Below are 11419 nucleotides of genomic sequence, written 5' to 3'. Positions count from 1 at the left end.
AAGGGGAGGTAGTCATGCCAACTCCGAAGGCCGGTAACCCCGTTGCGGGGCTACGAAAAAGGTAATGGGGGGGGGAGGCGCTCGGGCGCCCCAGGCCCGCTCGGACACCCCACGCCCGCCCGGACGGTCCAGATCCGCCGAACGCCCCAGGCCCGCTCGGACACCTCAGGCCGGCCCGGACGGTCCAGGTCCGCCCGCCCCGCCCCAGGCCGGCCCGGACGGTCCAGGTCCGCCCGCCCCGCCCCAGGCCGGCCCGACCGCCCCAGACCCGCCCGCCCCGCCCGCACCCAGGCATACGGAACGACGCCCGGCGCCCCTCAGTCCCCCAAGGCCAGCCGGACACCGAGCACCCCGATGACGGTGCCGGCGATCCGGTCGAGCAGGCGCCGGGTGGAATCCCGCTGCAGATGGTCGCGCAGAATCCGGGCGAATCCGATCAGTACGCAGGACCAGAGCACTCCCAGGGCGACATGGATGCCCGCAAGCGCCACCCCTGCGGCGAGTTGAGGGCTGCCCGCCGGGATGAACTGCGGCAGGAGGGCGACGTAGAAGGCGCCCACCTTGGGATTGAGCAGATTGGTCAGCGCACCCTGCCGCCAGCCACCGAACACCGTGTCCGAACTGCCGGACCAGCCACGCCCGTCACGCTCTCCGGCCACCATGTCCGGCCCGCCGGACCGCCCGCCCCCCTCACGGTCACCGCTCTCCACCCGCCCCACCGCACCCGTGCGCCGCCGCGCCTCCCAGAGCATGCGGCCGCCCAGCCACACCAAGTACGCGGCGCCCATCCACCGGACGATTGCGTAAGCGAGGTGCGACGCGGTCAACAGGGCCGTCACCCCCAGGGAAGTGAGCACGCCCCAGGCCAGGGTTCCGGTCTGGATGCCCAGGACCACGCCCCAGGCGCGCCGCCGCCGGCCGAGCGCCGCCGTACGCAGAAGGAGAACGGTGTCCAGGCCGGGTGTGAGCGTGAGCAGCCCGACGACCAATACGAAGCCCCACAGCGCAGAGATATCGATCACGGTCGGCGACTGTACGGCCGGCGGCGCCGCAACTTCCACATTCCTGCCCGATAGCGGGCAGGAATCGCCCTTACCGAACGCGCTGTCCGGTCGATTCGCTCGATCACCTTCAGGACGGAAGCTGTCCGCAACCTGCCCTACGTTCAGTTCCAGGTAGCTGACCCAGCGCCCTGCGGGAACGATGACAGCAGGTGGGCCACGCGTGACCCGGGGCTGCTCGGCACTTAGCAAGGAGCACGACCATGGGTATCTCCGAAGCCGCAGACCGCGCCGACACCTTCGTCGGCCACCGGTTCACCGAGCGCCTGGTGGACCTGGGCGAGATCCGCATGAACTACGTAGCCGAGGGCGATCCGAGCGCGCCGGCGCTGCTTCTGCTGCCGGCGCAGGGCGAGTCCTGGTGGGGTTACGAGGAGGCGATCGGCCTGCTCGCTCCGAGTTCCAGGTCTTCGCGGTCGACCTGCGCGGCCAGGGCCGTTCCACCTGGACCCCGGGCCGCTACGGCCTCAACATCTGGGGCGCGGACGTCGAGCGGTTCATCGATCTCGTCATCCGGCGCCCGGCGATCGTGGCCGGCAACTCCTCGGGCGGTGTCATCACCGCCTGGCTCGCCGCCTACGCCAAGCCCGGGCTGGTCCGGGGCGCGATCCTGGAGGACCCGCCGCTGTTCTCCGCCCAGGCCACCCCGCCGTACGGGCCCGGAATGATGCAGACCCTCGGTCCGCTCTTCGCGCTGTGGGCGAAGTGGCTCGGCCCGCAGTGGTCGATCGGTGACTGGACCGGCATGATCGAGGCCGCGCCCCGGGAGCTGCCCGCGTTCCTGCACCCGGGCATCGGCTTCATGATGGGCGACGGGACCCGCGCGTCGGCCACTCCGGTGCAGCACCTGAAGGAGTACGACCCCGAGTGGGCCCAGGCCTGGGCGACGGACGCGGCCAACGCGGGCTGCGACCACGCCACGATGCTCGCCCAGAACAAGGTCCCGGCCCTGCTCACCCACCACTTCCACAGGACCGACCCCGACACGGGGCACCTCATGGGAGCCATGTCCGGCATCCAGGCCGCACAGGCCAGACGCCTGCTGGAAACCACTGGCAGGCCGGTTGCGTACACCCCGCTCGACGCACCGCACACCATGCACGAGCCCGAGGCACAGCGGTACGTCGACGTCATCACGGACTGGGTCAAAACCCTGCCCTGAACCCCCACTTCAGCCGCCCCGCCTCGGCTGAGCCCCCACTCCAGCTGGGCCCACTTCAGCTGAACCCTCACCTCAACTGAACCCTCACCTCAACTGAACGCCCGCCGGTAAGCATGCGGACTCACCCCGGTGGTCCGCTTGAAGCGGTCGCGGAACGCCGTGGGGGAGCCGAAGCCGACCCTGGTGGCGATGCGTTCGACGGGGTGCGCGGTGGTTTCCAGGAGGTGCTGTGCCTGGCGGATACGGGCGCGATGCAGCCACTGCAGCGGCGTGGAGCCGGTCTGTTCCGTGAACCGGCGGATCAGGGTGCGGGTGCTGACGCCGGCCTGCGCGGCGATGTCGGCGAGGGTGAGTTCGCGGGCCAGGTTGTCCTGGAGCCAGAGCAGCAGGGGCTCCAGCGTGGAGCCCTGCGGAGCCGGGGCATGGTCCTGGACGATGAACTGGGCCTGCCCACCCTCCCGTTCGAGCGGCATGACCGACAGCCGTGCCGCGTCCGCGGCGACCGCGGAGCCGTAGTCGCGGCGGATCAGGTGCAGGCACAGATCGAGCCCGGCGGCGGCGCCCGCCGAGGTGAGGATCTGCCCGTTGTCCACGTACAGGACGTCCGGATCGACCTCGATCCCCGGGTACGCGGCGGCCAGTGCGCCGGCCGCGAGCCAGTGCGTGGTGGCACGGAGCCCGTCGAGCAGCCCGGCGGCGGCGAGGACGAAGGTGCCCGAGCAGATCGACGCGATACGGGTACCGTCCGCGGCCGCGGACCGCAGCGCCTCCCGTACCTCCGCGGGGAGCGGAGCGCCGGGGGCCGCCGTGCCCGGCACGATGACCGTGTCGGCTTCCGCGAGCGCGTCGAGCCCCCAGGGTGCACGCAGCACGAACGCACCGGCATCGGTCTCCCGCTCCGCGGCACAGACGCGCACCTGATAACCGGGCCGCCCGTCGGGAAGCCGGGTGCGCGTGAAGACCTCGATGGGTGTGGAGAGGTCGAACGGGATCACCTGGTCGAGCGCCAGCACGGCGATGGTGTGCATGGCGGGAATCTATCCCACCGCCTGATCCACGCCGCTTCGGCGTGAGTGGGCGGGAGCCGCTAGTCACCGGAAAGCCACAGCTCAGGAGCCTTCCTCCGTACGGGGAAGCTGAAGGACCCCTGCTGGCACTATCCCGTTGACATATGGCATTAACGCCACTGGGATCAGCGCCCTCCCGCGGACTAGCGTCGGGCGGGCCGCACCGGATCCGGATCATCACCGAACCCGTGCGACATCACCCGCGCATCCCACCCCTAGGAACCCCATGCCTCTGCACGCCCAGGCGGACGCGAGCCGCCGCCGATGACCAAGTTCTTCCTCGTCCTGCACGTCCTGGCCGCCATCGTGGCCGTCGGCCCGGTCACCGTCGCGGCGAGCATGTTCCCGCGTGCCCTGAGCCGAGCCCATGGCCGCGACAACGGCGCAGACCGCGCCACCCTGCGCCTGCTCCACCGCATCTGCCGTGTGTACGCCGCCGTCGGTCTGACCGTTCCGGTCTTCGGGTTCGCCACCGCGAGCAGTCTCGGTGTCCTGGGCGACGCCTGGCTGATCACCTCGATCGTGCTGACCGCCGCGGCGGCCGCCGTCCTGGCCTTGCTGCTCCTGCCCGCCCAGGAGCGCGCACTCGCCTCGCCGCACACCACCGACGCGCGTACGGCCGCCCGCCTGTCGATGCTCACCGGAGTGTTCAACCTGCTCTGGGCGACCGTCACGGTCCTGATGATCATCCGCCCCGGCTCCACGACGGGAGCCTGACCACGAACCTGCGCGCCGAGGAGTCCGACCGCCAACCCCGCGCCGACCGACACTGCCCCCCAACCCCCGTGCCGACCGGTACTGCCCCCAACCCGCGCGCCCCCACACGCCCACACACAGCCGACGAACCGCCCACAACACGGCCGCCCAGCCGCACTAGTTGCCCGCCACGTCCTTCACCGCCACCGCCACCGGCGTCGTCCCGCCGATCAGTTCCAGCGTCAGCCCGGCCGTCGCCGAACTGTCCACCAACTCCGCGAGCACCGCCGCCACATCGTCCCGCGGGATGTCCCCGCGCCCGGTCGACGCCTCGAGACGCACCTGGCCCGTGCCCGGTTCGTCGGTCAGCCGGCCGGGCTTCAGGATCGTCCAGTCCAGACCCTCGCGGCCGCGCACATACGCGTCGGCCTCGCCCTTGGCCCGCAGATACGCGTCGAAGATGTCCTCGCCCTCGTGGGCGGGATCCGCACCCATCGACGACACCACGATGTGCCGCCGCACCCCGGCCCGCTCCGCCGCCTCGGCGAACAGCACCGCCGCCGCCCGGTCCACCGTGTCCTTGCGCCCCGCACCGGAGCCGGGGCCCGCGCCCGCGGCGAACACGGCCGCCCCCGCGCCCTGCAGATGCGCCGCGACCTCCTCGACGGAGGCGGACTCCAGATCGCACAGGACCGGTTCGGCGCCCGCCGCCCGCAGATCGTCGCCCTGCGCGGGGTTGCGGATGATCCCCGCGACCTCGTATCCGCCCCGCGCGGACAGCAGCCTGGAGAGCCGCAGCGCGATCTGACCGTGTCCCCCAGCGATGACAATGCGCATGCTCCGACCGTACGCCGAGCAGCTCCGCCCCGCCGCTCCGGCGGGAGCGCCGCCCTGCGCGTGTGCCCAATGTTCACCGCGAGGGCGGCGGAATGTTCCCCACCATGACGCCCGCCCGAAACGCTCCGCCGGGCTTCGGGCCCACCCGACCGGATCCCTCCCAGGACCTCTCGTACGGCCGGATGCAGCCCGAACCTCCGTATACGGCAAGGCAGTTGAGAGGCGCACACGTCAACTCACCTGCGTCAGGACGGCTCCGTCCCCTTCGCCCGCCCCTGCCGCGGCAGATCGAGCGCGACCGCCGCCGCCGAATCGCAGTACTCCCGTACGGCGCTCGTCCGCGCCACCACCCGCCCGCGATGCACCACGATCCGGCTGTACGCGAGCGACAGCGCGCCCGCCAGCCGATCACCGCGTACGGCGAGCAACTCGGCCGGAAAGCCCGCCTCGACGCGCACTTCGGGCAGCCCCATCGCGGCTCGCGCCTCGCCGCAGACGGTGTCATAGGCCTGGGCCGGGTCGAGCCCGTGCTGCGAGGCGAGCAGATACGCGGCCTCCAGCGGATCCCCGCGGCCGACCGGGTTCGCGGGATCCCTGAGCGCACCGCTGCCCGCCGCCACCCGTACGCCCGCCGCGCGCAGCAGCCGTACTGGAGCCGTCGTGTTCCCGCGCCGCCCGAGCCCTCCGCAGTCGCCCTGCGGCAGACAGCCGACCCGTACACCCGCGGCCGCAAGGGCCTCGGCGGACCGCACGGCCACCTCGCGCGGCACACGGCCGAGCCCGCCGAGCGGACCCACGGTCACGCCGGGCCGCAGCCCGCCGGCCATCGCCGCTAGCCGCGAGAGCTTGGCCGGATCCAGACCGTCCGTGTGCAGATCGACGGGGCAGCCGTGCTCGGCGGCCACGTCGAGCACCGCCTCCACGTATCCGGTCGGATCGGGGTCCAGATCGGGGCAGCCGCCCACCACGGAGGCGCCCATCTTCACGGCGTCCCGCAGCATCGCAAGACCGTCCGCGCCCGCGACCCCGGTGAGCAGCCGCGGCACCGCCACCGCCGAGAGATCGGCGAGACCGCGCAGCGAACGCCGCGCCTGCAGCACCGCCTCCATCGGCCCGAGCCCCTGCACATCGCCGATCCGCACATGCGAGCGCAGCGCCGTCGCCCCGTGCCCGAGCTGCAGCAACGCGGCCTCGGTGGTGCGCCGCTGAACATCCGTCAGGTCGTACGAGACGGGTCCGTCACCGTCCGCGGCGAGCGCGGTGTCGCTGTGGGCGTGCGGTTCGGCCGGCGCGGGGAGCAGCAGATAGCCGCTGAGGTCCACACGCGAGGAGTGCGCGGCAAGGGACCCTGCGGTGCCCACCGCCTCGATCCGGCCACGCCCGAGGCGTACGTCCACGGTGCGGCCGTCGGTGAGCCGCGCCCCGCACAGCAGGAGCGAGGCCGTCTCCTCGGCTGCGCCGTCGCGGTGCGGCGGCTGCGGCTGGCTGTCGGGCATCGCACTCCAGAGGCGGGGGAACAGGAGGGCGTGACGATCAAGATCACGCAGCGTGACCCGAGCCTAGGGCGCGGCGCGGCCCGCTTCGAGGAGGAGCGCAATAGTCGTACCGGTGTGGTGCAGGGGGTTCGTGGGGCCCCGGAGAAGGGGCCCGGGCCAGGCGGGACATAAGGATTTGGGCGATCGGCGACCGACCGTGTAATGTCTTTCTCGCTCGCCCCAATAGCTCAGTCGGTAGAGCGTCTCCATGGTAAGGAGAAGGTCTGCGGTTCGATTCCGCATTGGGGCTCTGGTGCAACGCCACGCAAGTGGTGCATGCATCACAGCGGTGTAGCTCAGTCGGTAGAGCAAGCGGCTCATAATCGCTGTGTCACCGGTTCAAGTCCGGTCACCGCTACTGACAGTAGCCGATTGTGGGGTCGGTCCTCCGGTCGGCTACTCTTCTATGCGTTCAGTCCATCCGTTCATCAAGGAGCACTCACGTGGCTGCCACCGATGTCCGCCCGAAGATCACGCTGGCCTGCGTGGAGTGCAAGGAGCGGAACTACATCACCAAGAAGAACCGGCGTAACAACCCGGACCGTCTTGAGATGAAGAAGCACTGCCCGCGTTGCAACGCGCACACCGCGCACCGCGAAACGCGATAAAAAGGCTCGTTCGCGAGGCCGTCCCCATTCACTTGGGGGCGGCCTCGCGTCGTTTCACCAGGTAATACCCGGCAGTACGTCCCCGCTGCCGCTCGGTTTGCTGTTGATCTGTGCAGGAGGTTGCGAGCTCATGGCGCTCGACCAGTCCTTCGTCGGGCGGACCTACCCGCCCACCGACCCCTATGAGGTCGGCCGGGAGAAGATCCGCGAGTTCGCCGAGGCGGTGGGCGACGCCAATCCCGTCTACCGCGATGCCGAGGCCGCCAAGGCGTACGGCCACAGCGATGTGATCGCGCCGCCGACCTTTGTGTTTGCCATCACATTCAAGGCCGCGGGCCAGGTCGTCCAGGACCCCCAGCTCGGCCTGGACTACAGCCGCGTCGTGCACGGCGACCAGAAATTCGCCTACACGCGCCCCGTGCGCGCGGGCGACCGCCTCTCGGTCACCTCGACGATCGAGGCGATCAAGTCCATGGCGGGCAACGACATCCTGGACATCCGCGGCGAGGTGCACGACGAGGCCGGCGAGCACGTCGTGACCGCGTGGACCAAGCTCGTCGCGCGCGCGGCAGCGGACGGAGAGTGACGATGAGCGCGAAGATCTCGTACGCAGATGTCGAGGTCGGCACCGAACTGCCGGCGCAGACCTTCCCCGTGACGCGCGCCACGCTCGTGCAGTACGCGGGCGCATCGGGCGACTTCAACCCGATTCACTGGAACGAGAAGTTCGCGGTCGAGGTCGGGCTGCCCGACGTGATCGCGCACGGCATGTTCACCATGGCCGAGGCGATCCGCGTCGTCACCGACTGGACCGGGGACCCGGGCGCGGTCGTCGAGTACGGCGTGCGCTTCACCAAGCCGGTCGTCGTGCCGAACGACGACAAGGGCGCCGAGATCGAGGTCAGCGCCAAGGTCGCCGCGAAGCTCGACGACGAGGCGCGGACCGTGCGCGTGGACCTGACCGCGATGAGCGCCGGGCAGAAGGTGCTCGGGATGTCGCGGGCGGTTGTCCGGCTGGGCTGAGCTGCGGAAACTCAGGGGCGCCGCCGCGTTGGGGCGCCCCTTTTCCGTACCTCTTGACTTAGGTAGTGATTGGCCACTAACTTACTCGCATGGTCAGAATGAGTGCGGACGAGCGGCGCGAGAGCGTCATCCGGGCGGCGGTCATCGAGTTCTCGCGGGGTGGCTACAACGGCACCTCGACCGAGGCGATCGCCAAGCGGGTCGGCGTCTCGCAGCCGTATCTCTTCCGCCTCTTCCCCGGGAAGCAGGCGATCTTCCTCGAGGCCGCCCGCCGCTGCTGCCAGGACGTCACGGAGGTCTTCCGGCGTGCGTCCGAAGGTCTGCAGGGCGAGGAGGCGACGAAGGCGATGGGTGACGCGTACCAGGCGCTCATCGCGGACGACCCCGAGAAGCTGCTCATGCAGATGCAGATGTACGTGGCCGTCGCGGCCGCGGAGGCCGCGGGGGACCGGGAGTTCGGCGAGGCCCTGCGGGCCGAGTGGATGGAGATGTACGACGTCGCCAATCTGGCGATGGGGGCCGACGTCGACGAGACGACGCAGTTCCTCGCGTACGGGATGCTCATCAACGTCCTGGTGTCGATGGGGTTCAAGCCCGATCACCGGGTGTGGGCCGGGTTCTACGAAGAGGTGCAGCCGAAGTAGGCGGCGCAGGAAGGTGGCGTCGGTGAGCGCGGCGCCTGAAGGGGGTGTCGGTGAGTGCGGCGCCGGTAAGCGGTCGAAAGGGTGCGCGCTTTTGTGCCCGCAGAAGTTAGTCATCAATAACTAATCAACTGTCCCGAGGGGAAAGCAATGTCACAGGAAGCAGCCGCCACAGGGCGCGGCGGAATGGTCTGGGCCCTCGTCATCACCAGCGTCGCCGGCTTCATGGCGGCCCTGGACAACCTGGTCGTCACGACCGCGCTGCCCGCGATCAGCGAGGACTTCGGCGGCGGGATACACGACCTGGAGTGGACGGTCAGCGCGTACACGCTGACCTTCGCCGTCCTGCTGATGTTCGGCGCCGCACTGGGTGACCGCTTCGGCCGCCGCAAGCTCTTCCTCGTCGGTCTGACGATCTTCACCGGCGCCTCCGCGGGCGCCGCGCTCGCCCCTGGCATCGACGCCCTGATCGCGGCCCGGGCCGTCCAGGGCGTAGGTGCCGCGATCATGATGCCGCTCACGCTGACCCTGCTCACGGCCGCGGTTCCGGCCGCCAAGCGCGGTATGGCGTACGGGATCTGGGGCGCCGTGAACGGTCTCGCCGTCGCCAGCGGCCCGCTCATCGGCGGCAGCCTGACCGAGCACATCTCCTGGCAGTGGATCTTCTGGCTGAACGTGCCGCTCGGCGTCGCCCTCCTGCCGCTCGCCCGCCTTCGCCTGAAGGAGTCACACGGCACCCGCGCCCCGCTCGACATCACCGGCACCGTGCTCGCCAGCGCCGGTCTCTTCGGCATCGTCTACGCGCTGATCCGCGGCAACATCGACGGCTGGACCAGTGTCCAGGTCCTCGCCGGTCTGATCGGCGGCGGACTGCTGCTCGCCGCCTTCGTACGCCATGGCATCCGGGCTGAGAACCCGATGCTGCCGATGCGGCTGTTCCGCAACCGCGCCTTCGCCGGGATCAACGCGGCCAGCCTGCTGATGTTCCTCGGGATGTTCGGCTCGATCTTCCTGCTCAGCCAGTTCCTGCAGATGGTCCTGCACTACTCGCCCACCGAGGCGGGCCTGCGGATGCTGCCCTGGACCGGGATGCCGATGATCGTCGCGCCCATCGCGGGCTATCTGTCCGACCGCATCGGCGGCCGTCCGGTGGTCGCCGTCGGCCTGGCGCTGCAGGCGATCGGCCTCGCCTGGTTCGCCGTGGTCCTCAGCCCCGACGTCTCGTACGCGGCGCAGCTCCCGGCCTTGATCATCAGCGGTATCGGCATGGCGCTGTTCTTCGCACCCGCCGCGAACCTGGTGATGTCCAGCGTCATCCCCGCCGAGCAGGGCATCGCCTCCGGTGCCAACAACGCGCTGCGCGAGGTCGGCGGCGCGCTCGGTATCGCGATCCTCGCGGCCGTCTTCTCCTCCCAGGGCGGCTACGGTCCCGCGCAGAACTTCGTCGACGGACTGCAGCCCGCGCTGTGGGTGGGCTCCGGCGCGGTCGCCCTCGCGGCCCTCGCGACCCTGGCCATCCCGCGCCGCGGCAAGGCCGCCGAGCACGTGTCCACGGTCCGCGAGGACTCCCGGACGCTGGTCGACGCGTGACGAGGTGACGGCGAGGCACAGGGGTACGGTCCGGGAGCTGTCGGCCCCGGACCGTACCCTTGAGCGCGTGCAGGAACTCCACGAAGCCCCGCTCGCCCCCCTGACCACCTTCCGTCTCGGCGGCCCGGCCGCCCGGCTGATCACCGCGTCCACGGACGCCGAGGTGGTCGAAGCCGTGCGCGCGGCCGACGCCGAAGGCACCCCGCTGCTGATCATCGGCGGCGGCTCCAACCTGATCGTCGCCGACAAGGGCTTTTCCGGTACGGCCCTCAGGATCGCCACCGAGGGCTTCGAACTCGACGGTACGAAGCTGGAGTTGGCCGCCGGCGAGGTGTGGACCGACGCCGTGGCCCGCACCGTGGAGGCGGGCCTCGCCGGCATCGAGTGCCTGGCCGGCATCCCCGGCTCGGCGGGCGCGACCCCGATCCAGAATGTGGGGGCGTACGGCCAGGAGGTCTCCAACACGATCACCGAGGTGATCGCGTACGACCGCGAGGCCGGCGAGACGGTCACGCTCTCGAACGAGGAGTGCGCCTTCTCCTACCGCCACAGCCGCTTCAAGTCGGACCCGGACCGCTACGTGGTGCTGCGCGTCCGCTTCGAGCTCGAGGACGCCGGCGGTCTGAGCGCCCCGCTCAAGTACCCGGAGACCGCCCGCACCCTCGGCGTCGAGGCCGGCGACCGGGTGCCGCTCGAGCAGGCCCGCGAGACGGTGCTCAAGCTGCGGGCCGGCAAGGGCATGGTGCTCGACCCGGAGGACCACGACACGTGGTCGGCGGGTTCGTTCTTCACCAACCCGATCCTGACGACCGGGGAGTACGAGGCGTTCCTCGAGCGCGTCCACGAGCGCCTTGGCGCCGACGTCGCCCCGCCGGCGTATCCGGCGGGGGAGGGGCGGATGAAGACCTCGGCCGCCTGGCTGATCGACAAGGCGGGCTTCACCAAGGGGTACGGCACGGGCCCGGCCCGCATCTCCACCAAGCACACCCTGGCCCTGACGAATCGCGGCGCGGCCACCACCGAGGACCTGCTCGCCCTGGCCCGCGAGGTCGTGGCCGGGGTCCGCGAGGCCTTCGGGATCACCTTGGTCAATGAGCCGGTGATGGTCGGCGTATCGCTCTGAGCTGCACATTCGTGGTTGACCCCGAGGCGGGGCGCGCCTGATAGTGACCGCGTCGGCTCGATCGAAGACCCGACGC

General features: G+C 70.7%; 12 protein-coding genes and 2 tRNA genes. 10 read left to right on the top strand and 4 right to left on the bottom strand.

Annotated features, from left to right (window positions below):
• Positions 1-317 precede the first annotated feature (317 nt).
• Positions 318-1022, bottom strand: coding sequence for a LysE family translocator (locus H9Y04_RS43145; RefSeq protein ID WP_187819734.1), 705 nt, complete (start codon positions 1020-1022; stop codon positions 318-320).
• 400 nt (positions 1023-1422) lie between these two features.
• Between H9Y04_RS43145 and H9Y04_RS43140 the strand changes: the two genes are divergently transcribed.
• Entirely contained in the window at positions 1423-2223 is an 801-nt protein-coding gene (locus tag H9Y04_RS43140; RefSeq protein WP_308802031.1) for an alpha/beta hydrolase, read from the top strand.
• An 89-nt stretch (positions 2224-2312) separates the two neighbouring features.
• Here the strand turns inward: H9Y04_RS43140 and H9Y04_RS43135 are convergent, their stop codons facing one another.
• Complete coding sequence (locus H9Y04_RS43135) at positions 2313-3251, bottom strand: GlxA family transcriptional regulator (RefSeq protein ID WP_187819733.1); 939 nt, start codon at positions 3249-3251, stop codon at positions 2313-2315.
• A 303-nt stretch (positions 3252-3554) separates the two neighbouring features.
• Here H9Y04_RS43135 and H9Y04_RS43130 point away from each other — a divergent pair, with 303 nt between their 5' ends.
• The gene (locus H9Y04_RS43130) at positions 3555-4007 is read left to right on the top strand and encodes a hypothetical protein (protein ID WP_187819732.1); all 453 of its coding nucleotides are present in this window, start codon (positions 3555-3557) and stop codon (positions 4005-4007) included.
• Between the two features lie 156 nt (positions 4008-4163).
• Here the strand turns inward: H9Y04_RS43130 and H9Y04_RS43125 are convergent, their stop codons facing one another.
• Positions 4164-4823, bottom strand: a complete 660-nt coding sequence (locus H9Y04_RS43125) for an NAD(P)H-binding protein (protein WP_187819731.1) — start codon at positions 4821-4823, stop codon at positions 4164-4166.
• Positions 4824-5068: 245 nt separating this feature from the next.
• Positions 5069-6319 carry an amidohydrolase family protein gene (locus H9Y04_RS43120; protein WP_187819730.1) on the bottom strand — a complete coding sequence of 417 codons (1251 nt, stop codon included), beginning with the start codon at positions 6317-6319 and terminating at the stop codon, positions 5069-5071.
• 216 nt (positions 6320-6535) lie between these two features.
• Between H9Y04_RS43120 and H9Y04_RS43115 the strand changes: the two genes are divergently transcribed.
• The 8 genes from H9Y04_RS43115 (at position 6536) to H9Y04_RS43080 (ending at position 11343) form a co-directional block, all read left to right on the top strand.
• A tRNA-Thr gene (locus H9Y04_RS43115) sits at positions 6536-6608 on the top strand.
• A gap of 35 nt (positions 6609-6643) precedes the next feature.
• Positions 6644-6716, top strand: a tRNA-Met gene (locus tag H9Y04_RS43110).
• Between the two features lie 85 nt (positions 6717-6801).
• On the top strand, positions 6802-6966 hold the full coding sequence (rpmG, locus tag H9Y04_RS43105) for a 50S ribosomal protein L33 (protein ID WP_003948671.1): 165 nt from the start codon (positions 6802-6804) through the stop codon (positions 6964-6966).
• A gap of 130 nt (positions 6967-7096) precedes the next feature.
• Positions 7097-7552, top strand: coding sequence for a MaoC family dehydratase N-terminal domain-containing protein (locus tag H9Y04_RS43100; RefSeq protein ID WP_187819729.1), 456 nt, complete (start codon positions 7097-7099; stop codon positions 7550-7552).
• Between the two features lie 2 nt (positions 7553-7554).
• Positions 7555-7989: a MaoC family dehydratase gene (locus H9Y04_RS43095; RefSeq protein WP_187819728.1), complete on the top strand. Its 435-nt coding sequence runs from the start codon at positions 7555-7557 to the stop codon at positions 7987-7989.
• 89 nt (positions 7990-8078) lie between these two features.
• Entirely contained in the window at positions 8079-8633 is a 555-nt protein-coding gene (locus tag H9Y04_RS43090; RefSeq protein WP_187819727.1) for a TetR/AcrR family transcriptional regulator, read from the top strand.
• A 147-nt stretch (positions 8634-8780) separates the two neighbouring features.
• Positions 8781-10220, top strand: a complete 1440-nt coding sequence (locus H9Y04_RS43085; RefSeq protein WP_187819726.1) for a DHA2 family efflux MFS transporter permease subunit — start codon at positions 8781-8783, stop codon at positions 10218-10220.
• Positions 10221-10287: 67 nt separating this feature from the next.
• Positions 10288-11343 carry a UDP-N-acetylmuramate dehydrogenase gene (locus H9Y04_RS43080; protein WP_187819725.1) on the top strand — a complete coding sequence of 352 codons (1056 nt, stop codon included), beginning with the start codon at positions 10288-10290 and terminating at the stop codon, positions 11341-11343.
• The last annotated feature ends 76 nt before the right edge of the window (positions 11344-11419 follow it).

This window comes from Streptomyces polyasparticus (assembly GCF_014493765.1).
Lineage (GTDB): Bacteria > Actinomycetota > Actinomycetes > Streptomycetales > Streptomycetaceae > Streptomyces > Streptomyces polyasparticus.
Note: the sequence above shows the minus strand (reverse complement) of the source record. Positions and strands in the feature narration are given on the sequence as shown.

Bases quoted from the DNA above. Each gene is read 5' to 3' on its own strand.
- H9Y04_RS43135 (WP_187819733.1), bottom strand. From the start codon at position 3,251: ATGCACACCATCGCCGTGCTGGCGCTCGACCAGGTGATCCCGTTCGAC.
- H9Y04_RS43130 (WP_187819732.1), top strand. From the start codon at position 3,555: ATGACCAAGTTCTTCCTCGTCCTGCACGTCCTGGCCGCCATCGTGGCC.
- H9Y04_RS43125 (WP_187819731.1), bottom strand. From the start codon at position 4,823: ATGCGCATTGTCATCGCTGGGGGACACGGTCAGATCGCGCTGCGGCTC.
- H9Y04_RS43120 (WP_187819730.1), bottom strand. From the start codon at position 6,319: ATGCCCGACAGCCAGCCGCAGCCGCCGCACCGCGACGGCGCAGCCGAG.
- H9Y04_RS43100 (WP_187819729.1), top strand. From the start codon at position 7,097: ATGGCGCTCGACCAGTCCTTCGTCGGGCGGACCTACCCGCCCACCGAC.
- H9Y04_RS43095 (WP_187819728.1), top strand. From the start codon at position 7,555: ATGAGCGCGAAGATCTCGTACGCAGATGTCGAGGTCGGCACCGAACTG.
- H9Y04_RS43090 (WP_187819727.1), top strand. From the start codon at position 8,079: ATGGTCAGAATGAGTGCGGACGAGCGGCGCGAGAGCGTCATCCGGGCG.
- H9Y04_RS43085 (WP_187819726.1), top strand. From the start codon at position 8,781: ATGTCACAGGAAGCAGCCGCCACAGGGCGCGGCGGAATGGTCTGGGCC.